The sequence below is a fragment of the Sphingosinicella sp. genome, from assembly GCF_013911755.1.
Lineage (GTDB): Bacteria > Pseudomonadota > Alphaproteobacteria > Sphingomonadales > Sphingomonadaceae > Sphingosinicella.
Genome location: NZ_JACESP010000035.1, coordinates 1 through 23,906, shown reverse-complemented (window position 1 = coordinate 23,906; position 23,906 = coordinate 1). Strand labels below are relative to the sequence as shown.

Sequence of the window (23,906 nt, the reverse complement as noted above, 5' to 3'; positions counted from 1 at the left end):
CCGCGCCTCACCTCAAACGTGCTGGCGGCAGACAGCGACGGCGCGCTGTTCTGGCAAAGCTCGGTGCCGATGACGGGCCTCGTCAACCTGCTCGTGAACGACGTCGTCGGCCACGGCGGCGGCCGCGACGTCGAGGAGCGGCTGGAGCGGATCAGTGCGCTCTACGAGGATTTCGTCGGCTTCGTGCGGCCGACGCGCGCCCGCGGAAGCGACGCATGATGCGCACCCCGCGACGTTGTCACGGGGCTTTCCGACCCGCGGTATTGAATGCTATCTCCGGGCATGATTTCTTTTTTCGACGAGCGCCAGCTCCGCCACACGCCGCTTCGCGAACTGCACAACGGCGCATGGACGCCCTATGCCGAATGCGCTGATCGCGCGCGCAATATCCGGGACGCGATCGGTACGCCGAAACCCGCGCGAGATTTCGGCATGGCGCCGATCGAGGCGGTTCACGACGCGGATTATCTTGCCTTCCTGCAGGGCGCACATGCGGCATGGCTTGCCGCCGGGCGCGAAGGGGATGCGATCGGCTACACGTGGCCGGTCGTGCGACGCCGCAAGCTGTCGCTGGAACGCATCGATGCGCGGCTCGGCCAATACAGCTTCGACGCATCGACGCCGATCATGGAAGGCACGTGGGACGGCGCCTACGGATCGGCGCAGACCGCGCTTACCGCGCTCGATGCCGTTCTCGCAGGCGCGCGCACGGCCTTCGCGCTTTGCCGCCCGCCCGGACATCACGCCGGGGCCGATTATCTCGGCGGCTATTGCTATCTGAACAACGCCGCGATCGCCGCGCAGCACGCACATGCCGCCGGTGCGGGACCGGTCGCCATCCTCGACGTTGATTACCACCACGGCAACGGCACGCAGGACATCTTCGAGGCGCGCGGCGACGTCTTCTTCGCCTCGATCCACGCCGACCCGGCGACCGACTATCCGTTCTATTGGGGCCATGCCGACGAGACCGGCATCGGCGAGGGCGAGGGTACGACGCTGAACATTCCGATGCCGCGCGGTACGCGGATCGACGCCTATCTTGCCGCGCTCGACACCGCCATCGCGCGGATCACGTCGTGGGGCGCACGCTTCCTTGTCGTCTCGTTCGGCGCCGACACGTTTTCGGGCGACCCGATCTCGCACTTCGCGATCGAAACCGAGGATTTCGCCACGATCGGCGCGCGCATTGCGGCGTTGGATCTACCCACTGCGATCATCATGGAAGGCGGCTACGCCGTCGGCGATCTCGGCGGCAACGTCGCCCGCTTCCTCTCCGGTTTCCCCGACTAGGCAATCTTGCGGACGCGGCCAAAACGCAATACTATGAGCCTGATTATCGGAAACAGGCCAATGAAGCGGAGCACGGATTATCCCCTCGAACTCAGGCCCGTGATGGGCTTCGAGGATGATTATCCGGCGGGTTTCGTCGATCCGTTCCATTCGCACGATCGCGCGCAGCTTTCCTATGCCAACTCCGGCGTGATGCTGTTCGTCACGGATCATACGAGTTTCGTGCTGCCGCCCCAGCGCGCGATCTGGCTTCCTGCGGGTGTGCGGCACAAGGCGATCTGCCGCGGCCCTGTGAACATCCACACCGTATTCATCGATCCCGACATCGAATACCTGCCGCACGCCTGCCGCGTCTTCGAAGTTTCGCCGCTGGTGCGCGCGCTTATTCAGGAGGTCTTCGGTTTCCAGCCCGCCTATGACGAAGAAGGCCGCGAGGGGCGGATCGTGCGGCTGCTGCTCGAAGAAATCCAGCACATGCCGAACATCCCGGTGATGGCGCGTATGCCCGCGGACAGCCGCCTGCTCAAAGTATGCCAGGCCATTCTCGATGACCCTGCAGACCCGCGCGATATCGACGACTGGGCAAACCTTGCGAACATGGGCCGCCGCACGTTCACGCGCCTGTTCAAACAGCAGACCGGCATGGGTCTCGCCACGTGGCGTCAGCAGGTGCGGCTGATGGAAGCGCTGTCGCTCCTCGCGTCGGGCGTCTCCGTCACCAACGTCGCCTACGACGTGGGTTACGAAAGCCCGAGCGCGTTCACCGCGATGTTTCACCGCTCGTTCGGCGTGCCGCCGAGCCAGTACGTCGGCGGCTGAGCACGCTCAGCGCTCAGCGAACCACGGCGCCTCGTGCGGCCGTGCGCGCGGCCAGTTTTCGTCCAGCGTGGCGCCGTCGTAGAGGCGGCCGTTCTTCATCACCTGCGCGATGCGCCGCGCGTTCCGGATATCCGTGCGCGGATCGGCATCGAGGATGACGAGATCGGCATATTTGCCCGCGTCGATGCTGCCGAATTCAGCGCCGCGCCCGATCGTTCGCGCGCCTCCGATCGTGGCGGCGTGCAGCACTTCGGTGGGAGTCATGCCTCCCATCGTGTGGGCTTCCATCTCCCAATGAAAACCGATGCCCGGCAGTTCGCCGTGCGCGCCGATGCCGACCGTGCCGCCCGCGCGCTGGATCGCCGCCGCGCCTGCGGCAACGGCGGGAAAGCTGTAGTCTGAATAAATATGCCAGCGCTGCGAACGCATCTTCGTATCGGCAGCGAAGTGCGGCGTGAAACGGCGGTATTTCGGATCGTCGTGCTGATTGTCGCGCGCGATGAAATAATCCTGCCCCGGCGGGCCGCCGTGCGAGATCATCAGCGTCGTCGTATACGCGCTGCCGCTGCGCGCGACGAATTCGACCATGTCTTGTCCAAGCGGCGTTACCGGAAAAGCGTGCTCGCTGCCGCCGTAACCGTCGATAATCTGGCTGAGTTCGAGCTTCAGCGAAAGCGCGCCTTCGGTTGTCGCGAGCATACCGAGCTCCTGCGCCGCAATCGCGATCCACTGCCGCACGCGACGATTGCCCGCCCGATATTGCTTGATGTTGAACGTGCGGTAATGATCCCGGTAGCGGCGCAGCACCGCACGCGCCTCATCGAGCGACCCGAAGCGGTTGAACGAGAACAGCGCCGTACCTGTAGACGGCATACGCGATCCGACCGCGAGGCCAGCGTCGATCAGATCCTCGTAGGCCAGCCCGTCGATGGTCAGCGTGGAAGGATCGAACGCCGTCGTGATGCCATAGGCGAGTCGCTCCGCAGGCCCCCACGGCTGCATGTCGAGCACGTCGCGGCGCACGTCCGCGACATGGTCGTGCGTATCGATGAACCCCGGCACGATCGTCTTGCCGCGCATGTCGCGAACCACGGTGTCCGCAGGAACGGAAATCGATCCGCGCGGGCCCACGGCGGCGATCCGGTCGCCGTCGATCAGGATATCGGCGTCTTCGATCACCGTGTCACCGTGCATCGTGATCGCGCGCGCGCCGCTCAGCAGAAGACGCCCCGAAGGCGTGTCGCGCGGCACTTCGACGACGATTTCCATCATCGTGGGTTTCGCGCCCGCAAGCGGCATACGGTAGAATGTCGAGCCGACCGCCCACGTGATCGTGCGTCCGCCATCCGCCCATTCCAGAAAATCCGCGCCAACATCGGAAAGCTGGCGGTGCGAGGGATCTGGCGTCAGAAGGTCAACCTTGCCGTCGGGATTCCCCCGCAGATCGACGAGGTGCAATTGCTGCGCAATGATCGCAATGGCGTGCGTTCCATCCGGGCTGATGCGCACGTCATCGACCGGCACCGGCCCTTCGATGAAATAATAGCCCGGCCCAACGATGGAGGCCACACGCCGACGCTTCCCGCTCGACAGATCGACCGCATTCAGCCCATCCGCGAATTGCAGATACACTTCACCGGGATTGGCCGCGAAGTGCAGCTTGCCGCCCATCGTGTCGGTGAGAATCTCGCGCGCCCCGCCGCCCGCCACGGGAAGCGACACGAGCGTCGCCTGCCGCTGATTGCCGAATTCCATGTAGGTGAGCAGACGCGCCGCCTGCGCCGAGCGCAGCGCAAGCACGGCGGAACCGTCCGGCGTGAACACGGGGTTCGTGTAATAATCGGCAGCCGCGCTCAGGCGACGCGGCGCGCCGTCAAGAGGCGCCCCCCAGACATGTCCCGCCCCCTTCGCGGTCCATGTGACATAGGCGAGGCTCTGGCCATCGGGCGACCACGCAGGGTGGAATTCGGGATCGCCGCCGGAGGTCAGGCGGCGGGGTTTCGCGCTGCCATCCGCTGGCATCAGATAAATCCGGCCCAACGCGGAAAACGCAAGCGTGCGCCCGTCGGGCGACAGCATGGGCGTCTGGATCAGCCGCGCGCGAACCGGGCCTGTCTCCTGGCGGATATCGGGCGCCTGCAAGGTGCCCAGTTCCACGTCGACCTTTGCGCTGAAGGGGATGTTCGTTCGCGTGCCCGATGCAATGTCGATGCGTTCGATCCGCCCATTGCCGCTGACGATCAGCGCCTTGCCGTCGGGCGTGAAGGCATAGCCGGGGAACAGATCCTGCCATGCCGAAGCCTCGGTCACATCGCGCTGCACGGGAAACGCGAGCCGCCGGTCAGCACCCGTTTCAAGATCGCGCACATGAAGCGCGGTGCCGCCGTCGTGGCGCGTGGCATAGGCAAGCATCTTGCCGTCCGGCGAGACCACGGGCCGGAAGAACGCGCCCGCAAGCCCGCCGCGCCGGTTCGCAGGTTCGGGCAGGATCACGCTTTCCGCACCCGTCGCGAGATCGCGGCGCCGGATCGTCCATTCGGGAACGCTATCGAAACCAATGCTGCCGGAAAGCGCCGCGAAATAGAGAGAGCGGCCGTCGGGCGAAACATTCACGTCAATCGAATGCTGGAGGCTGCCGGTCGCCTCGTCCCGGCTCGATCGTATCAGAGTTTCCGTCCCGCCGGAGAATGCGTGCTTCCACAATTCATAGGCGCCGCGGTCCGGGCGAAACCGCGTCGCATAAATCGCGCTGCCGTCCGCGCTCCACGCCGGAGACGTGAGCGGCTCGTCGCCATCGCGGAAACTGATCTGCCGCGCGCCCGATCCGTCTGGACGCATCACCCACAGGTTTTCCGGCCCCGACCGATCACTGACGAACGCGAGCCACTTTCCGTCGGGCGAAAACACCGGCTGCGTTTCAAACGCCATGCCGCGCGCGATCGGTTTCGCGCGCCCGCCCGACACCGGCATCACATAAAGATCGCCCAGAATGTCGAAGGCAATCGTCTTGCCATCCGGCGACAGCGAAAGCGACGCCCAGCTCGCCTCGTGCGTTTCGAAGGCGATGTGCCGTGTGGGCTTCATCGGCAGCGCCTGACCCGGCGGCTGCGTGCGCGGCGCGGCGTCGACGGGCGTTCCGGCCTGCGCCGCGGGCGCCAGCATCGGCAGCCCGAGTTCACCCGGCTCGTGCGCTGCGGCGGGCCACGCGATCAGCACGGCAAGGATGAGGCAGCGCTTCATCGGTAGGCCGGCGGCAGCGGCGTTTCCGCGCCCGGCCGGTAGCGATCCCGCAGCGCCGCCTGCCGCGAGGTATCCGGCGCCTCGCGTCCGCCGATCAGCACCGTCGCGGGGCCAGCCGACGCCTCCAGCGGATCGCCGTCCCAGATGACGAGATCGGCCGCCTTGCCGGGCGCGATGCTACCCTGCCGATCATCGGCGCCCCAGATTTCCGCGCCGCTGCGTGTGATCGCGCGCAGCGCGGTCGCATAAGGCAGCCCGTGCGCGACAGCGATCCCCGCTCCCTCGCGCAGCGCCGATCCCGCATTGTAGCTGAGATGGATGCCGAAGCCCGGAACCGTGAACGCAATCCGCACGCCCGCATCCGAGAGCAGCGCCGCATTGTCGAGGCGCGCACCGATCTGGTCGTAGCTGAGCGGCAGGTTGAGCATCGGATCGAGAATAACCGGAATCCGCTTCGCGGCGAGGTCCGTCTTCACGCGCCACGCTTCCGCGCCGCCGAGGATGACGATGCGAATGCCGTAATCATCGGCGAGCGCAATTGCCTGCCGGATATCCGACTCACGCTCGGCAGCGATCACCAGCGGAATGCGCCGGTCGAGCACGGGCGCAAGGCTCGCGCGGTCGAGGCGGCCGAGCAGCCGCTCGCGCGGGTCGATGCCCTGCGGCGCACGCGCTTCGTCGAGCGCATTGCGAATGAGCTGCCACTGCGCCGCGCGCGAGCCGCCCGTCTTGTCCGACGTGCCGCTGCCGACGCGCACGAACAGCGCCGCCTGCGCGCGGTCGAGAATGTCGCCGTCCGGCTGCAGATGCACGAGCGCGCCGCGCCCCTGAAACGGCGCCGAGGCGGAGCCGCCGGGAAACACCATCGCCTCAGTCACGCCGTCCGCCCGCGCCTGCGCGACGAGCGCCGAATTGGTGTTGAGCGCGTACTGGACATCGAACGCCGCGCCGAGCGCGCCGCTCGCCACAGACTGGTCGTTGGTCTCGCGCGCGCCCGAAACCTCGGCGAGCCCGAGCTGCGTCGCGGCGTTGACAAGGCCGGGCGTCACGATATGGCCTGCCGCGTCGATCACGCGCGCACCGGCGGGAACCGCGCCCGCAGCCGCGACCGAGACGATCTTTCCGTCGCGCGCAACGATCGTCGCGTTCTCGATCGGCGTCTCCGCCGTCATCGTCCACGCCCGCGCATTCACGATCGCGACGGTTTCGGCATGTGCGGGCGATGCTGCAAGCATCGCGAGAGCGGCGAGCACGGGTTTCATCGCGGCGCTGCCTCCGTGCGGCCGATCTCGAAATCGCGACGTGGCCGGTACGCCGGGTTCGCGCGATCGTAAACGAGTGCGCCGTCGATATAGACGCGGTCGGCGTGGCTATAGATGCTGAACGGATCGCCCGACCACAGCACGAGATCGGCGTTGTAGCCGGGCGCGAGCGTGCCGATGCGGTCACCCAGACCCATCGCCTTCGCGGGGTTGCTCGTCACCCAGCGGATGATCGTTTCCGGCGGCAGGGAAACGCCCGCGCGGCGCCCCGCCCCTGCGGCCTTCGCGGCCTCGATCGTGAGGCGCTGCCCCACCTGCGGCGAATCCGAATGCATCATCGCGCAAGCACCCGCCGCCTCCACGAACGCCGCATTCTCGCGGATCGCGTCCTGCGCCTCCACCTTGAAGCCCCACCAGTCGGACCAGACCGCCGCGCACGTCCCCGCCTCGCGCAGCATCGCGGGAATCTTGTAGGCTTCGGTCGCGTGGTGGAAGGCCGCGATGCGGAAATCAAATTCGCGGGCGAGGCCCAGCATCACCGCCATGTCGTCGGCGCGGTAGCAATGCGCCTGCACGCTTATGTCGCCAGTGAGCACACCGGCAAGCGTTTCGAGTTCGAGGTTGCGCGCTCCCTTGTGCCCGCCGCCCTTGCCGGGCTTTTCGCCGCGTGACCGTTCGAGATAATCCTGCGCGGCGGAAAACGCGGCGCGGAACATCGCAAGTTCGCCCTGGCGGCTATTCGGCGCGCTGCCGCGCCCACCGTAATAGAGCTTGGGATTTTCCCCGCAGGCGATTTTCAGTCCCTGCGGCGCGCCCGGAAACTTCATGCCTTGCATGGTAACGGCGGGCACGTTTTTCAGAACGACGGAGCGCCCGCCGATGATCGTCGTCGATCCGGGCAAAATCTGCAGCGTCGTCACACCGCCCGCGAGCGCGCGATCGAACGCGACATCCTGTGCATTGACCGCGTGCTCGATCCACGTCTCGGCGGCATTGGGATCGCTGATCTCGGTAACGTCGGAGCCGTGCTCATCGACCGACGTCAAAGGCACCACGAAGGTGCCGTTGTGGCTGTGCACGTCGATGATGCCGGGCGTCACCCATTTGCCCCGCCCGTCGACGACCGCCGCGCCGCCTGCATCGAGATTGCGGCCCACAGCGACCACGCGCCCGTCCCGTACCAGCACGTCGGCCGTGTCGTGCCGACCACCGGCGCCATCGAGGATCGTGGCGCCGATGATCAGCATGTCCGCGCGCGGCAGCGGCCGATACGTACTCGGCCACGGGTCCGTCGCGGACGGAGACACAGGGGAGGATTGACGCTCCTCCTCCTTTTTCTTCGCGGCGACCGGGGACGCGAAGAGAGCGGCGGCGGCAAGCGCGAGAACGACATGGCGGAGCTGTCCGCGCTTCATCATGTCATCCCCCATTTGCCGCCCGGCCCTAAGCTTACGCAAACAAATCAGAACTTGCGCGTCACCGTTCCGATCACCTGACGACCGGCACCGAAGTTGCACCCGGCCGGACCAGAGCAGCGCGCAACATAGGTTTTGTCGAAGATGTTCGATCCGTTGATCGCGAAGCGCCATTCCGGCGTGTCGTAGTGGATGATCGCATCGAACAATGTCGTGCTTTCACCATAATAGACGACCGGATTGAACGCGCCCGGCAGGCTGCCCGCGCTCTTGCTGTTGTAGCGACCGCCGAAGCCGAAGCCGAGACCGCCGAGCGAGCCCTGCTGGATCGTGTAATCGACGAACAGCGACAGCTTGTGCTTGGGCGTCGTTGGCAGCGGCGCGCCGACCTCGCCTGCGAAGTTGGATTCCTTCACCTCGCTGTTGTTGTAGCTGTAGGAGCCGTTGATCGAGATCTGCTCGCGGATACGCGCCACGAGTTCGATCTCACCGCCCCACACCTCGACCTCGCCGCTCTGCGTGCCGAACACCGGGGTCACTGACGGCGAGGTGCTGACGACGTTCTTCTGCTTGATGTCGAAAACGGCGGCGGTCACGAACAGCTTCACATCGTCCGGCAGACCGCGCGCATCATACTTGATGCCCGCTTCGATCTGCTTGCCCGTCGAAGGCTTGAAATCATCGCCGGTCACGCTGTCCACGCCGAGCACGGGCTCGAACGAAGTCGCGTAGCTGATGTAGGGCGCAAAGCCACTGTCGCTCACGTAGTTCGCGCCGACGCGCCACGTGAACTTGTCCTGCTTTGTGGTCGTCGCCGTCAGCGCGCTCGCGATCTTCACCCAGTCGTAGCGGCCACCGAACGTCAGGTAGAAGTTGCCGAAGCCGATCTGATCCTGCGCGTAGACGCCGGTCTGCTTCAGGCGCTGGTTGTTGAATGCGAACGGATAGCCAGGCTCATACGTCGCCTGCGGTGCGTGCACCGGATCGAACAGATCGATCGTGTTGGCGAAGATAAAACCGAAGTCCGCCTTGTTGTATACGTTGCGGTAATCGACGCCGACCAGCAGCTTGTGCTCCGCACCGCCGGTTCCGAAATTCGCGTCGATCCGGTTGTCGGTGGCGAAGCTCGTCACCTTTTCCTTGTAGCTGAAATTATACTGCTGGACCGTGCGGTAATAATCCGGGTCGAGCGGATTGGTTGTCTCGATAAGGCCGCCGCCGCCGTAGATGCCGGTGGGCGTATCTTCCTTGTAATCGCTCCACTTCACATTGGAGCGGAACTTCAGGCTGTCCGAGAATTCATGCTGGGCATCCCAGCCCAGCGCGAACTGCTTGCGTTCGTAAACGTTCGCCGGATCGCCAAGGTTCGTGCTGCGCTTGACCTTGCCGATCGGGTTGTCAAGCAGCGTGCCGTAAACCGGCAGGAAGCCGTTCGTGTCGCCCTTCACCTTGTCGTACTGATAATAGCCGAGGCCGGTGATCGTCGTGCGCTCGCCAATTCGCCACGTGAAGGTCGGCGCCACGGTGAAGCGGCGTGCCGAAACGAAGTCACGTTCCGAATCGCGGTCGCGATAGAGAGCGGTAATCCGCGCATCGACCGAATCCGCGATCGGCCCCGTCACCGTCCCTGCGATCTGCTTGTAATCGTCCTCGCCATACTTGGCGCTGATCTCACCGCCGAGGGCGCTCTGCGCGCGGCGGCTGACCTGGTTGTAGATACCGCCGGGAGGGGCGTTGCCGTAGAGCACCGAGGCCGGGCCCTTGAGCAGGTCGAGCGATTCAAAGGCGTAGAGATCGACACCGACCGAATAGATCGAGGTGGAGATTGGCGCTGCCAGCCCGTCGATATACTGCTTCGGCGTGAAGCCGCGCACCGTGAAGAAATCGAAGCGCAGATCGGGGCCGTAGTTCTCGCCGAACACGCCCGCGGTGTAGCGCACCGCCTGCTGCGCATCGATGAAGTTCAGAAGATCGATCTGGTCGCGCGTGATCACGGAAATCGACTGCGGCGTCTCGATGAGCGGAATGTCGGTCTTGCTCGCCGTCGCGCTGCCTTCGGGCACATAGTTGCGCGCGGTGACGACGATCATCTCTTCCCCGCCCACCGTGGTGCGCGTGGTTTCAATGGAGGAGCCCGCCGGCGCGGCCTCCTGCGCCATCGCGGGAAGCGCGGCGAACCCGGTGAGTGCCGCCCCGGCAAGCAGCAGCGTTTTCAGCGTCCGGTCATGAACGGTCATTGCATTCCCCCTTTGATGAAATGAAGTTTCGAACCTCATGTTGATTATGACGAAGAGATTACTCCCGCAGGGCCCGAACGGCGTTTCGGCGCAGGGTCTAACTGTATCGAGATCAGGCCATTATTGCGATTCGTTATCATTATTGGCGCAAATCTGCCCGGATAGCCACTCCGAAGTTTCCGCGAGCGCCCGGTCTGCAAGCGGCGAGATCGACACGGCCTCAAGGAAACTATGGGTTGCCCCGGCATACTCGCGGAAATCGACCGCCACGCCCGCCGCTGCCAGCCGCGCCGCCATATCCCGGTTTTCGTCCGCGAGAATATCGCAGGCCGCAACCGCAAAGAACGTCGGGGGGAGCCCGGCGAAGCTCCCGTGCATCGGGCAGGCGAGCGGATCGGCGAAGTCGTCCTCAGCGCGCAGGTAGTTCGTCCAGAACACCGCCATCTCGGCGCTGGTGAGGTTATAGGCAGGCCCGTCGTAAAGCCGGTAGCTCGGATAATCCGCCCTGCCGTCGAAGGCGCCGTAATTCACGAGTATGGCGGAAAGCGGCGCCTCGCCGTCCCGAAGCAGTGCCAGATTGGCCGCGACCGAGAGGTTGGCCCCCGCCGAATCGCCGCCGATCGCGATCCGCTGCGGATCGAGCCCGTGCACTTCGCCTTCGGCGCGCAGCCACCGCCCCACCGAAACGATTTCCTCCAGCGCACACGGAAATTTCGCTTCCGGCGACAGGCTGTAGTCGATGCCGACGACGGCGACCCCGGCCCGCGCCGCATATTCGCGCATCAGTCGGTCGTGCGTATCGAGGCTGAACATCGTCCAGCCGCCGCCATGCACGTAGATCAGCACCGGCAGCACCGCCCGCCTGTCCGGCCGATAGATGCGGACCCTGACGCCGAGCGGGCCCACGTTCAGCATTTCCGTACCGAACATCGCTGGGCCGCCTGCGGCCCAGGGCGCACGCACCTCCTCGGCGACACGTCGCCGCTCGGGAAGCGGCAGGCGCTCGAAATCGGGGTAGCGGCCGTAGGCGGCGGCCACCTCGCGCTGAAAACGGCGAATGTCGGGGTCGAGGTCGTCGGCGACCCCGGCTGTCGTCTGGTTCATAGAGGTCAGGCTTCCGAGAGTGTGCGGCGCAGGCGCGAATGGCCGACGCCGTAAAAAAGGTAAAAGCAGACGCCGAAGGCGATGTAGAGGCCGAGAATGGTGGCGGGCAGCCACTCGCCGACCATCGCCTTGCGGATGATGTCGAGCACCACGGGCGCCATCATCAGCACGCAGAAGACGAGCGCGAGCATCGGCACCACGCCGAGCCAGAGCTTGCCGACACGGAAACCGCCGAAGGGCACGCGGAACGGGCGCGGCAGCTCCGGCTGCGTGCTGCGCAGCCAGATGACACTGATTGCCACCGTGATGAAGACGCAGCCCGTGCCCAGGCTGACGAGATCGCCCAGCATCGAGATCGGCAGGAACGCGGCGGCGATGCCCGCCGCCAGCGCGACGAACCATGTGCCCTGATGCGGGGTGCGGAAGCGCGCGTGCACGCGGCTGAACAGCGGCGGCAGCAGCCCGTCCGTCGACATCGCATAGCAGACGCGTGAATGCGCGTAGGTGTTCACCATCAGCACCGAGCACAGCCCGGTGAGCGCACCCACCTTGATGACGATGCTGAGCACCGGCATCCCGATCGCCGACACGGCGACCGCGACCGGATCGGGCACGTTCAGCATCTTGTAGGAGACAAGCCCCGTCAGCACCGCCGCGACCGCCATGTACACGATCGTTGCGATGGCGAGCGCGCCGAGAATGCCGATCGGAATGTCGCGCTGCGGCTTCTTCGCCTCGAGCGCGGCGGTCGCGACCGCCTCGAACCCTAGGTAGGCGAAGAACAGAATTGATGCGCCGCGCAGCACGCCCGCCCAGCCGTACGTAAAGCCGCCTTCGTTTTCGGGAATGAACGGCTTCCAGTTCGCCGGGTCGACGTGCGGGAGGCCGAAGATGATGAACGCGATCAGCACGCCGACCTTCACCGTCACCATGATCGCGTTGATCGTCGCCGACTGCGAGACGCCGCGCACCAGGATGAAGGCGAACAGCAGCACCGCCGCCGTCGCGACAAGATTGATGCCCCCGCCCGTCACGAACGCCGTGCCCGCCTCACCAGCAGCGGGGCGAATGAAGGGCGTCGCCAGGACCGCCGGGACGTGTATGCCGAAATCGCCGAGCAGGCTGACGAGATAACCCGAAACGCCCACCGCGAGCGCGGACCCGGCAAGCCCGAGTTCGAGCATCAGCATCCAGCCGAGCCCCCATGCGAACGCCTCGCCGAGCGCGGCATAGGCATAGCTGTAGGAAGCGCCCGAAACCGGCAGCGTCGAGGACAGCTCGGCATAGCAAAGCCCGGTGAATGCGCAGGCGAGCCCCGCGAACACGAACGACAGCATCACCGCCGGCCCGGCATAGTTCGCCGCCGCCGTGCCGGTCATCACATAAACGCCCGCGCCGATAATGCAGCCGATGCCGATAAGCACGAGATGCACGGGGCCGAGCGCACGGTGAAGACCGTGGCGGTCGATGTCGCTACGCACGTCGGCGAGCGGCTTGCGGATCAGATATCGGATCGGCGCGGGCGCCATGGCTTCAGTCCCCCCAAGGATGGAGCAGTTTACCGCCGCCGCCGCAGGCCCGCCCACGCAATCGGGCCGGGCGTCATCCCTTCCGGGCCGCTCCGCGCATGGCGTCCGCAAGCGCCCCGTTTGGATGCCGCGTCACGATTTCCTCAAAGGTCTGCGCGCTCTCGTCTTGTCCGAGCTTGAAGGTCACCTGTTCCGAAATCACGCGGGCGCGGAAGGCTATGATCTGCTCCAGCATCGGCAGCACGCGTGCGCCCATCTCCGCAATTGTCCACGCCCCGGCTCCCGTGCCTTCGAGATGCGCGGCCAGCCGCTCAACCGCGCTGCGCGTCTCCTCCGGCACGAACGTCACCTCGGTCTCGAAGCGCGCGACGGCATAGTTCCAGGTCGGCCCCCATGCGGGCTTGGAGACGAGGCGCGGCGAAACATAGCCCTGCTCACCCTGAAACAGCATTGCCGCGCGCGGGTCCGCCATCAGCGCAGCGACGTGCGGATTGCGCTTCGCGAAATGTCCGAACAGCGCAGTCACGCGGCCTTCGCCGTCGCGTTCGGCAAGCAGCGGCAGCGGTGTGGAAACGAAACCGCCCGGCCCGTTCGAGACGATCCACGCCAGCGGATGCGCGGCGATCAGCCCCGCGACATCACCCGCCGCGCGCGGAACGAAAACGCTCATCGCGCCCTCCGCCGCCGTGCCGCCCACAGCAGCACGCCGACAATAGTCATCGTCACAAGCCAAACGCCGATCGCGGCAACCGCGATGCGCCCGGCAAGCCCGCCCATCTCGCCCGTGTGGAACGGGAACAGCCCGTCGACGAACGCGCGACCGGGCGCGGCATCCAGCGCGTCGAAGCGCGCGAGGATGCGGCCATCGACCGCGCTCACGAACACGCGCGTCGCGCCATAAGCTCGCCGCGCCTCATCCGGCTGCGTCACCCGAATCTGCCACACCGGTTGTTCGCCATCCGGCGGATAGACCGCCGCGAGCGTCGATCCCGGATAGGCCGCAAGCGCGGTTCCCGCCGCTGCGGCAAGGCCCACGCTCGCCATCCCCGCCGGCGCATCCGCCGGTGCCGCGATCGGCGTCGGCCGCACAAGCGTTTCAACGCCGCCTGAGAAGGTCAGCAGCACGCCCGCCGTGATGCTCGCGAGCGCCGGAACGCCCACGATCAAGCCGAGTGCGCGGTGCCAGCTGTAGTGGCGCGCTGCGGCCGGACCCTTGCGCTGCACGCGGAGAGTGCGCCCCCACTGCCCGCGCTTCGGCCACGCGATATAGAGCCCGAAAAGAATATTGGTGACGAGCAGCACGCCGCTGATGCCGACGATCCAGCTTCCCCGGTCACCCGCAAGCAGATTGTGGTGGATAAGGACAAGCGTTCTCGGCAACGCTGCCGGCCCGGTGTAATCACCATCGACGAGAATCCGCCCCGCGCCGTCGATGCGGACGCTGCGGTCCGCCTCGGGCGTATCGCCCGTGATGCTCACATCATAGCGATCGGGCGCACCCGCGCCGGTCCAGATCGATCCCAGCCGCGCGCCCGAACCTTGGGTCAGGTCGGCGACCGTGCGTTCGATCGCGGCCAGATCGGTCTGCCGATGCGCGCCGGGGATGAACGCATCCCGGATTTCCCAATGAAAAACGATCAGCACGCCGGTCAGCGCCTGCACCAGCCAGAACGCCGCCGCCGCAAGTCCGGCCCAGCGGTGCCAGCGGATCAAATTTGCCTTCAGCGCCATCCGCAGTGTCTCCCCATGGCCATCCGCCCCGGCTTTCGTATGCCCGCGCACACGTTCTTCCGTCCATGCCCTTGTCATAAAGGCGGCATGGCGCAGCCGCTTCTCGAAACAGGCCATCAATTTGCTCTAACGCGCCATCGGCCGACCCAATTCGCAGGCTGAGAAATCCGGGCCTGTATCAATTTGAAACAGTGTCGGGATATATTACAAAGTTACGACGCCGAAACGTTGATATTGTTAAAATTTATTGAAAAACCTTGCGTGGCACGATTCATGCTAGGCATGTGTATAACAAGTTCAATTTCGTTACTTTAGCGTTATGGAGACTTTGATGCGTTCGACGATGATCCGGAACCTGTTCGGTTCTGCACTCACCATCGGCCTGCTGGCCGGCGCCACCGCGGCGAATGCGGCCACTCTCTTCCAAGACAATTTCAACCGCGGCGTCGGCCCCTTTGTCGGCAACGGCTGGGTTGAAGACCACACTGGCGAAGTTGACCTCTTCAGCCGTGGCTATGGCGACCAGGTGCTGCGCCTGAAGGAAGATCCCGCTGGCATAGTCACGGCGACGCAGAACGACATCGACCTCACGGGTTACGAGAACATCGTGCTCTCGTTCCAGTACAAGCCCTGGGAAACCGAAGCCGGCGACATGCTCGAAGTCTACTTCGGCGATCTCGTCTACTCGGTTTCGCTCGACGGCGCCTGGAACTGGACCGACGTCTCGCTCTCGCTCGACGTCAAGGACGTCGCCGGGCTCGACCTGATGTTCAAGCTCGTCTCGACCAACAATTCCTACTCGGAATGGTACTGGGTCGAAGAGTGCGAGTGGAAGTGGGTCCGCGGCCACTACAAGAAGGTTTGCAAGGACGTCAAAAAAGAGCGTTGGGTGAAGGACAGGGAAGACTGGGTCAAGATCGACAACGTCCTCATCACCGGTGACCTGATCCCGCCGCCCGTCGACACGCCGGAACCGGCCGCGCTGGCCCTCTTCGGCCTCGGCCTCGCCGGCCTCGGCGTGGCACGCCGCCGCAAGGCGAAGTAAGCCAGCCTCATACGCTGAAAGAAACGGCGGTCCGAAAGGGCCGCCGTTTTCTTTTCGGGGTCAGTGCCGCGCTGCGCGCCGTTCGAGACCATAATCGATGCGAATGCGGACCCATTCGCCCACCATCGCCCGTCCCCCGATCTGCGGTGGACGCACGCGGAACTGCCATGCCGCGGCGAGCACCGAGCGCGCGATGTTCGATCCCTGCGGATATTCCCCGAGCGCCACGCAATTCTCGACGCGGAAATCCTGCACCGTGCGGCACGCGATGAGGCCCCACCCCGGCCCGCGCGCCGTCGAAAGATAGCCGGCCAGCTCGTCGTCATAGGGCTCGCGATACCAAGACGCCGCATAGAGCGGCTCGCCGTTCGGACCCGTCCCATCCACGCGCTGACTGTCGCCGGCATAAGTCGGCGCGGGCGGCCCCATCATCGGCCGGGGTGCGGGCGCGGTCGGCGGCGGCAGGTTCGCGATGTCGGTCGCCGCCATCTCCTCGCGCGAAAGCTGGATGACCGGCAATTCCATCGGCACCGGCGGCGGTTCGACAGGCGTCGGCGGCGATTTCCGCTCCGGCGGCTGCGCTGCGGCGCTCTGTGTTTCCGGGGCCTCGGCTTCAGCCTCGGGTTCTTCATCCCGGATCATGTCGAGCCGGAACACCGCCATCGGCACCACCTTCTCGGAAATCGAGGGCGCCAGCGTGAGCAGCAAGAGCGCCAGAAGCCCTTCGATGAAGAGCGCGAACAGGATGCCCGCTGCGCGCCGCTCGAACCCCGCGCGAAGCCGCGCAGGCAAGGAACGCAAAAAAGGGCCGATCGACTGAAACACGCGAGCAATCCCGGCAAAAGCCGGGCGGCTGCAACCCGGACGCGGCTCAGCGATAGGGCGGCGTCGCGTTCAAAACAAGCCGTGCTTCGGGCGGAGTACGCGCAAAACGCTTGCGGAAAGCGCGGTAGAAAGTGCCGAATTTTACCGAGCTCGATCTGATCTTCAAGTTCGTCAGCCGATTGAAATCTATTTGCGAAGGAGAGTATGTTGGCTGTGGGAAATAAATGGGGGAATGTGATGAAGTTCATGTGGATTATGAATTTTTCTTTGGCGTGGGCAGTTGCAATCCCAGTGCAGGCTCAGTCAGTGAAGAGCGTGATAACTGCCAGCAACGGCGTCGAAGTGACGGTGTACTCGGATGAATTTGCAAATCGGTATGAGTATACTGCACCGTTAATCAAAACTGATGATGTAAACGTCCTCGTAGGAAACGTTAAGAAAAGCGGCGTTACACCGGCTCCCCATCTGACAGGTTTTGTCATATATTCGGGTGAATGGAGACGCTACAATTCCGCTCTATTTAAAGGTGGCGATAAAGCTAATTTTATCGAAACCGGTAAAGACGTTGGTCGGTGCTATTCCTCAAGATACTCGAGGCCTTCGTGCACTTTAACCGAAAATTTTAGGATCGAACTCTCTCCTGCCGAGATCAAAAAGCATTCACAGTATGGAAAAATTGCGCTTCAGATTAGGGCACTGGATTCAAGTGCTACGATAATTGAAGTGCCTATGACCTACATTGATGCCGTTAATGAGGTAGCAAATCGTTAAGAATAAGTAACATCAACTCTACATGACAGCGGTTTTCGGCATATCAGTTCCAGGCCACGAGAAGTTGAAGCGAGAACACGCAGCAGGCGTAGGCCACCGCCCCTCACCCCTTCGGACGAGGATCGCTGGGCAGCGGAATGCGCTCGTCGTCATCGCCGGGAATATGCCCGAAACGGTCGGCTTCCCAGTCATCAATGGCCTGGTTGATGCGCTGCGGACGCGACGAGACGAAGTTCCACCAGATCTCGCGCGGCCCGTCCATCGCCTTGCCGCCGAGCATCAGCACGCGCGCGTCCGTCTCCGCGGTCCATTCCACCGTCGCGCCGGGTTCGAGCACGAGCATCGTCGCTTCCTCGGCCACTTCGCCGCCCGTGAGCGCGATGCGTCCACTCGCCACATAGAGGGCGCGTTCCTCGTGCTCCGTGCAGACATCGATGGTCGTGCCCGCCTTCGCATCCACGTCCACGTAGAATGTCGGCCAGACGACGCCGACCGGCGATTGCCGGCCATAGGCCGTGCCCGCGATGATGGTGAGCCGCGCGCCCTCCCGCTCGATCACCGGCAGCGTATCCGCCGGGTGATGCACGAAGCTCGGCTCCACCTCCTCGTGCGTTTTCGGAAGCGCCACCCATGCCTGAATGCCTTCCATGCGCTGGCCGCTGGCCTCCACCTCCGGCGAGGTGCGTTCGGAATGGACGATGCCCCGCCCTGTCGTCATCCAGTTCACCGCGCCGGGCCGGATCGCCTGCGCGCTGCCGAGACTGTCGCGGTGGAAGATCTCGCCTTCGAACAAATACGTCACCGTGGCGAGGTTGATGTGCGGATGCGGCCGCACGTCGAAGCGTTCGCCGGGCGCATAGTCCACCGGCCCGAAATGATCCCAGAAGATGAACGGCCCGACCATGCGCTGGCCCGCCGCCGGAAGCACCCGCCGCACCACGAAGCCCCCTCCAAGATCACGGCGGCGGCCTTCGATGCGGCGGAGGATCATGGCTTCAATTCCCTTGCGAGCGTGGCGCGGGTTTTCTTCCCGTACGGGGGTTTCAAACCCGCGAGGCCCGCGAGGTCAAGCTTCGGCTGGCGGTAGATGCTCTTCGCGTGGCTGAACGTGCGGAAGCCGTCCACCCCGTGATAGCTCCCCATGCCCGACGGGCCGATGCCGCCGAATGGCAGATCCTCCGCCGAAACGTGGAAGATCACGTCGTTCACCGTAACACCGCCCGAGATGGTGCGATCGAGCACGCGCCGCTCCTCCGCGCCGTCCGTCCCGAAATAATAAAGCCCGAGCGGCCGGTCGCGGCCGTTCACGAACGCCACCGCCTCGTCCGTTTCGCGGTAGGTCTTCACCGGCAGCACAGGCCCGAAAATCTCCTCCTGCATCACGCGCATGTCGTCCGACACGTTGCGCACGATGCTGAGCGGCATCTTGTTCGAGTTGGTGTTCGCGAAATCCTCGTTCGCCGGATTCACCGTGACGATCTCGGCGCCCTTCGCGGTCGCATCATCAAGCAGGCCTTGCAGCCGCTCGCGGTGACGCGCATTCACCACCGACGTGTAGTCCTCGTTGGCAAGGAGCGAGGGATACATTTTCGCCGCCGCCGTCTTCAGCCCCTCGACGATTTCGCCCTCCTTCTCGCTGGGCACGAGCAGATAATCCGGCGCAAGGCAGATCTGCCCCGCGTTCATCATCTTGCCAAGCGCGACACGTTCCGTCGTCTGCGCGATGTCGGCGCTGCGCGAAACGATGACGGGCGACTTGCCGCCGAGTTCCAGCGTCACCGGCACCAGATTGTCCGCTGCGGCGTGGAGGATGTGCTTGGCGACCGCCGTGGCGCCCGTGAAGATCAGGTGATCGAACGCCAGCCCCGCGAACGCCTTGCCGACCTCCGGCCCGCCGATGACGAAGCCAAGTTCGCTCTCGTCGAACGCGCGGCCCGCAAGCTCCGCCATCAGCGCCGAAGTGACCGGCGTGAACTCGGACGGCTTCACCATCGCGCGGTTTCCCGCAGCGAACACGCCCGCGAGCGGCCCGAAGGTGAGGTTCACCGGGAAATTCCACGGGCTGATGATGCCGACGACGCCCTTGGGCTGATACACGACCTCCGCCTTCGCGCCGAGCAGCCCGAGCGGGAAATCGAGCTTCCGCCGCTCCGGGCGCATCCACGCGTCGAGGTGCTTGATCGCGTGTTTCAGCGGCTTCACCGAAGACATGATGTCCGTCACCAGCGTCTGCTCGGCGCTCCGGTGGCCGAAATCCTCCGAGAGCGCCTTCACGAAGCGGTCCCGGTGCGTCAGCACGAGGTCGACCGCGCGGCGCAAGCGATCCTTGCGAACCGCCGCGCCCACCGGCAACTCCGCCATGAATGCCGCGCGCTGCCGCGCCAGCAGCGCCGTCATCGCTTCAATCGATTTTGCCTCGCCCGGCAGAATGGCTGCAGTCGCCATGGAGCGTCTCCCTCAAAACGCGTGGATTTGAGCGAGACTTTAACCCTGCCCGCGCGGCATGACCATCCGCGCGGAATCGTCAGGGTTACGCAGAGCGTCCGTAACGATGGCGGCGCGGCTGCTTGGAACGATCCCCGCCGGGCGCGCTTCAGGATAAGCGCTATCTCCCCGACCCCTCAGTTCTCTGTTTTTGAAAATTTTGTCTTCACCGGGATTGCATCGCCCGCTCTCGCCGCACCATAGAGAGCGTGGGACGAAGGAAAAGGCGGGAGGGTAGTGATGCGTCTACGGCGATATGGTTTGGCGGGGTTGACGATCGCGGCGCTCGCACTCGCGTCCACGGCCCTGCCGCAGGCAGCGGCTGCGCAGTCCCCGATCGACTCGCTCTCCGGCCGCTACATCGCACTCCTGCTCCGCACCTACCCCGAGCTTGTACCGCTCTCCGGGATCGAAGGCGCGCGCCAATCGGCATTGCCGCCGATCGATGCTGAAAGCCTGAATGCCCTCGCGGCCGAGGAGGATCGGCTGTGGCAGGATCTGAAGGGCGTCGACGAAGCGAAGCTCGACGAGGCAGGCCGCGCCTCTTACGCGCTGATGGCCGATGGGCTCGAAGCCGCGCGTGGGCAGCGGGTCTGCCGGCAGCCGCTATGGAGCATCAGCCACATGACCGGCTGGCAGGTGACCTTTTCTCGCCTCGCGCAGGCGCAGGCCACTGGCACGCCGGATGCGCGCGAAGATGCGATCCGGCGCTGGGAAAGCCTGCCCGCTTATGTCGATCGGGATATCGCCAACCTGCGTGAGGGGCTGAAGGAAGGTTATGCCGTTCCGCGTTCCGTCGTCACCCGCGTTATCGGCCAGCTCGACCGGCTGCTTGCGCTGCCCGCCGAGCAGTCTCCTTTCTACGCCCCGGCCCGCGCCGACAGCGATGCCGCCTTCAAGGCGCGCTTCAGAACGATCGTGGCGGAGGGTGTGCACGGTGCCGTGAAACGCTACCGCGATTTCCTCGCCGGGGAGTATCTGCCGAAGGCGCGCGAAGGCATCGCACTTTCGGAGTTGCCAAACGGTGCCGCTTGCTACCAGGCGCTGCTCCGGGCCTCGACGACGCTGGACCACACGCCTGCTGAGGTCATGGCGGTCGGCGAAGCCGCGGTCGCGCAGAACGTGAAGGATATCGTCGCGATCGGCGGAAAACGCTTCGGAACCTCCGATCTCGCTTCCACCCTCGCCGCGGTGAAGGATGCGCCGGACAACACGTTCGCGACGGCCGAAGACCTGGTCGACTTTTCAAAGCGGAGCCTCGCGCGCACCACGAAACTGAGCGCCGCCGCTTTCCAGCAGCTCCCCAAGCAGCCCGCAGCGATCGAGGTGCTGCCGGCGACGGAGGCGGGAAGCGGTGTTCCCGCGCACTACCTTCCCGAGCCCGATCCGTCGAAGCCCGGGCGTTACATGCTGCCGCTCGATCATTGGAAGACCGAGACGAAGGGCGGCGCGGAAGTCACGGTCGTGCACGAGACGATCCCCGGCCATCACCTGCAGATCGCCATGACGCAGGAGCTGGCGGCGAAGGTGCCGCTGCTCCGCATCCCCCTCGTCGGCGCCTACGTCGAAGGCTGGGCGCGCTATTCGGAACGACTGGCGGAAGAACTGGGCGTTTATGAAACGCCCTACGCGGGCATCACGCGGCGCGCGTGGATGGCGCGCGGCATGGTCGTCGATCCGGGCATCCATGCATTCGGCTGGAGCCGGGAGAAGGCCATGGCCTATCTCATCGAAAGCGGCCGGTTCGACGAGGCGGCGGCTGCGGACATGCTCGACCGGATCGCCGTCATTCCCGGCCAGCTCACCTCATACGACAGCGGCGGGCTCGAAATCGCGGCACTGCGCGCGGAATCGGAAGCTTCGCTCGGCACGTGCTTCAACCTGCCGGCCTTCCACCAGCAGGTTCTCTCGGGCGGAGCACTGCCGCTGAAGGCCCTGCGCGGCCGGATCGAGGCGTGGCAGGCCGCAACACGGAAGGCTTGGGCGAAGTAGCTTGAACGAAAACGGGGCGCCGAAGCGCCCCGTCCGTTTCTCGTAGATGCCGCCTGTCAGATTCCCTGCGGGCTCGGCTCCCCGCCGAAGCCGCGCTTGCCGGTCTTCGGGATCGCGCTGACGCCCGTGGAAGCGGCGGTCGGCCGGTTACGGGCGCCGCGGTCGCGGTCCACGCCTTCACCGGCGAGCAGCGCCTTGATCTCGTCGCCCGAGAGCGTCTCGTACTCAAGCAGCGCCTGCGCGAGCGTGTGCAGTTCCTCGCTGTGCTCGGTGAGCAGCGTCTTGGCGCGCTCGTAGCCGCGCATCACGATCGCCTTGATCTCGTGGTCGATGAGCTGGGCGGTCTGCTCGGAGACGTTCTGCGTCTTCGTCACGCTGTGGCCGAGGAACACCTCTTCCTGGTTCTCGGCGAGTTTCATCGGGCCGAGCTTGTCCGAAAGACCCCACTGCGTGACCATGCTGCGCGCGAGATCGGTCGCGTACTGGATGTCCGACGAGGCGCCCGAAGAGACCTTGTCGTAGCCGAAGATGATCTCTTCCGCCACGCGGCCGCCCATGGAGACCGCCAGGTTCGCGTGCATCTTGTCGCGGTGGTAGGAATACTGGTCCCGCTCCGGCAGGCGCATGACCATGCCGAGCGCGCGGCCGCGCGGGATGATCGTCGCCTTGTGGATAGGATCGGACGCTTCCTCGTGCATCGCGACGATGGCGTGGCCGGCCTCGTGATAGGCGGTCATCTTCTTCTCGTCTTCGGTCATGATCATCGAGCGGCGCTCGCTGCCCATCATGACCTTGTCCTTGGCTTCCTCGAACTCGGCCATGCCGACGAGGCGCTTGGATTTGCGCGCAGCCGTCAGCGCCGCCTCGTTGACGAGGTTCGCAAGATCGGCGCCCGAGAAGCCGGGCGTGCCGCGCGCGATGGTACGGGGTTCGACGTCCGGCGCGAGCGGCACCTTGCGCATGTGGACGCGCAGGATCTTCTCGCGGCCTTCGATATCCGGGCGCGGCACGACGACCTGGCGGTCGAAGCGGCCCGGGCGCAGCAGCGCGGGGTCGAGCACGTCGGGGCGGTTCGTCGCGGCGATGATGATGATGCCTTCGTTCGCGTCAAAGCCGTCCATCTCGACGAGAAGCTGGTTCAGCGTCTGCTCGCGCTCGTCGTTGCCGCCGCCGAGGCCCGCGCCGCGATGGCGGCCGACGGCGTCGATCTCGTCGATGAAGATGATGCACGGCGCGGACTTCTTCGCCTGCTCGAACATGTCGCGCACACGGCTGGCGCCAACGCCGACAAACATCTCGACGAAGTCGGAGCCCGAAATGGTGAAGAACGGCACGTTCGCCTCGCCCGCGATGGCGCGTGCGAGCAGCGTCTTGCCGGTGCCGGGCGAACCGACGAGCAGCGCGCCCTTCGGAATCTTCCCGCCGAGACGCGAGAAGCGGCCCGGGTCCTTCAGGAAGTCGACGATTTCCTCAAGTTCCTCGCGCGCTTCGTCGATACCCGCGACATCGTCGAAGGTCACGCGGCCCTGCTTTTCGGTTAGCAGCTTGGCGCGGCTCTTGCCGAAGCCCATCGCGCCCTTGCCCGCGCCGTTCTGCATCCGCTGCATCACGAATATCCAGATGCCGAGGATGAGCAGGAACGGCAGGATGTTGATGAGGATCGCGGCGAGCAACGAGCGGCTTTCCTCCGGCTGCGCCTTGAACTTCACGCCCGAGGCTTCGAGCCGCTCGACGAGGCCGGGGTCGCCCGGCGAATAGGTGCTGAACGTCTCACCGCTGGTCAGGCGACCCGCGATGTCCTGCCCGCGGATATCGACCTCGCGGACGGCGCCTTCGTTCACCTTGGTGATGAATTCCGAATAGGCGAGCTGCTGCACCGCGCCTTGGGACTGCGGCGCATTGTAGACCGAAACGAGCACGACGACGGCGAGCAGGATGACCGCCCACATGGCGAGGCTCTTGCCCCAGGGTCCGGTCGGTCGCTTCTTGTTCTCGTCCATCGGGTCCGTGTTCCTGAAAGTGTTCACTCTAAGATAGGCGCGCAGGCGTTAACGACAACTGCTATTGCGGCCTATTCGGTGGATGCGCGCATTTTTCGCGGTGGTTCGGCCCGGAAGCGCCAGAGCGGCCCGCCCTCCGCCAGAACGCCCCCCAGAGTG

The 23,906-nt window shown here is 65.1% G+C and carries 17 protein-coding genes and 1 pseudogene; 6 read left to right on the top strand and 12 right to left on the bottom strand.

The window, feature by feature from the left end:
• From H2052_RS17210 to H2052_RS17200, 3 genes and pseudogenes are all read left to right on the top strand, one after another.
• A pseudogene (locus tag H2052_RS17210) lies at positions 1–219 on the top strand (hypothetical protein); the annotation flags it as partial.
• 63 nt (positions 220–282) lie between these two features.
• Positions 283–1,293, top strand: a complete 1,011-nt coding sequence (locus H2052_RS17205) for a histone deacetylase family protein (protein ID WP_293784597.1) — start codon at positions 283–285, stop codon at positions 1,291–1,293.
• Between the two features lie 60 nt (positions 1,294–1,353).
• A complete protein-coding gene (locus tag H2052_RS17200) occupies positions 1,354–2,112 on the top strand; it encodes a helix-turn-helix transcriptional regulator (RefSeq protein WP_293784594.1) in 759 nt (252 codons plus the stop codon).
• 6 nt (positions 2,113–2,118) lie between these two features.
• On the opposite strand, the gene H2052_RS17195 is transcribed toward H2052_RS17200, so the two are convergent.
• The 8 genes from H2052_RS17195 to H2052_RS17160 form a co-directional block, all read right to left on the bottom strand.
• Positions 2,119–5,352: an LpqB family beta-propeller domain-containing protein gene (locus H2052_RS17195; protein WP_293784591.1), complete on the bottom strand. Its 3,234-nt coding sequence runs from the start codon at positions 5,350–5,352 to the stop codon at positions 2,119–2,121.
• Positions 5,349–6,614, bottom strand: coding sequence for an amidohydrolase family protein (locus tag H2052_RS17190; protein WP_293784588.1), 1,266 nt, complete (start codon positions 6,612–6,614; stop codon positions 5,349–5,351). The genes H2052_RS17195 and H2052_RS17190 overlap by 4 nt, the downstream gene beginning before the upstream one ends.
• Positions 6,611–8,032, bottom strand: coding sequence for an amidohydrolase family protein (locus H2052_RS17185; RefSeq protein ID WP_293784585.1), 1,422 nt, complete (start codon positions 8,030–8,032; stop codon positions 6,611–6,613). Before H2052_RS17185 ends, H2052_RS17190 begins: the two co-directional genes overlap by 4 nt.
• Before the next feature lie 44 nt (positions 8,033–8,076).
• Positions 8,077–10,266, bottom strand: a complete 2,190-nt coding sequence (locus H2052_RS17180) for a TonB-dependent siderophore receptor (protein WP_293784582.1) — start codon at positions 10,264–10,266, stop codon at positions 8,077–8,079.
• Positions 10,267–10,386: 120 nt separating this feature from the next.
• Positions 10,387–11,370: an alpha/beta hydrolase fold domain-containing protein gene (locus H2052_RS17175; RefSeq protein WP_293784579.1), complete on the bottom strand. Its 984-nt coding sequence runs from the start codon at positions 11,368–11,370 to the stop codon at positions 10,387–10,389.
• Between the two features lie 5 nt (positions 11,371–11,375).
• Positions 11,376–12,899, bottom strand: coding sequence for an amino acid permease (locus H2052_RS17170; protein ID WP_293784577.1), 1,524 nt, complete (start codon positions 12,897–12,899; stop codon positions 11,376–11,378).
• A gap of 73 nt (positions 12,900–12,972) precedes the next feature.
• Entirely contained in the window at positions 12,973–13,569 is a 597-nt protein-coding gene (locus H2052_RS17165) for an FMN-binding negative transcriptional regulator (RefSeq protein WP_293784574.1), read from the bottom strand.
• Positions 13,566–14,630, bottom strand: a complete 1,065-nt coding sequence (locus H2052_RS17160; protein WP_293784571.1) for a PepSY-associated TM helix domain-containing protein — start codon at positions 14,628–14,630, stop codon at positions 13,566–13,568. Before H2052_RS17160 ends, H2052_RS17165 begins: the two co-directional genes overlap by 4 nt.
• Before the next feature lie 331 nt (positions 14,631–14,961).
• Here H2052_RS17160 and H2052_RS17155 point away from each other — a divergent pair, with 331 nt between their 5' ends.
• Positions 14,962–15,675, top strand: a complete 714-nt coding sequence (locus H2052_RS17155; protein ID WP_293784568.1) for a PEP-CTERM sorting domain-containing protein — start codon at positions 14,962–14,964, stop codon at positions 15,673–15,675.
• 60 nt (positions 15,676–15,735) lie between these two features.
• On the opposite strand, the gene H2052_RS17150 is transcribed toward H2052_RS17155, so the two are convergent.
• Complete coding sequence (locus H2052_RS17150) at positions 15,736–16,476, bottom strand: hypothetical protein (RefSeq protein WP_293784565.1); 741 nt, start codon at positions 16,474–16,476, stop codon at positions 15,736–15,738.
• Positions 16,477–16,737: 261 nt separating this feature from the next.
• On the opposite strand from H2052_RS17150, the gene H2052_RS17145 reads away from it, so the two are divergent.
• Entirely contained in the window at positions 16,738–17,271 is a 534-nt protein-coding gene (locus tag H2052_RS17145; protein WP_293784562.1) for a hypothetical protein, read from the top strand.
• A gap of 103 nt (positions 17,272–17,374) precedes the next feature.
• Here H2052_RS17145 and H2052_RS17140 read toward each other — a convergent pair whose 3' ends face one another.
• A complete protein-coding gene (locus tag H2052_RS17140; protein ID WP_293784560.1) occupies positions 17,375–18,262 on the bottom strand; it encodes a pirin family protein in 888 nt (295 codons plus the stop codon).
• Positions 18,259–19,716 (bottom strand): coniferyl aldehyde dehydrogenase, encoded by a 1,458-nt coding sequence (locus H2052_RS17135; protein ID WP_293784558.1) that lies wholly within the window; start codon positions 19,714–19,716, stop codon positions 18,259–18,261. The genes H2052_RS17140 and H2052_RS17135 overlap by 4 nt, the downstream gene beginning before the upstream one ends.
• A gap of 279 nt (positions 19,717–19,995) precedes the next feature.
• On the opposite strand from H2052_RS17135, the gene H2052_RS17130 reads away from it, so the two are divergent.
• The gene (locus tag H2052_RS17130; RefSeq protein WP_293784555.1) at positions 19,996–21,747 is read left to right on the top strand and encodes a DUF885 family protein; all 1,752 of its coding nucleotides are present in this window, start codon (positions 19,996–19,998) and stop codon (positions 21,745–21,747) included.
• Between the two features lie 56 nt (positions 21,748–21,803).
• Here the strand turns inward: H2052_RS17130 and ftsH are convergent, their stop codons facing one another.
• Entirely contained in the window at positions 21,804–23,747 is a 1,944-nt protein-coding gene (ftsH, locus tag H2052_RS17125; RefSeq protein WP_293784553.1) for an ATP-dependent zinc metalloprotease FtsH, read from the bottom strand.
• Between the last annotated feature and the right edge of the window lie 159 nt (positions 23,748–23,906).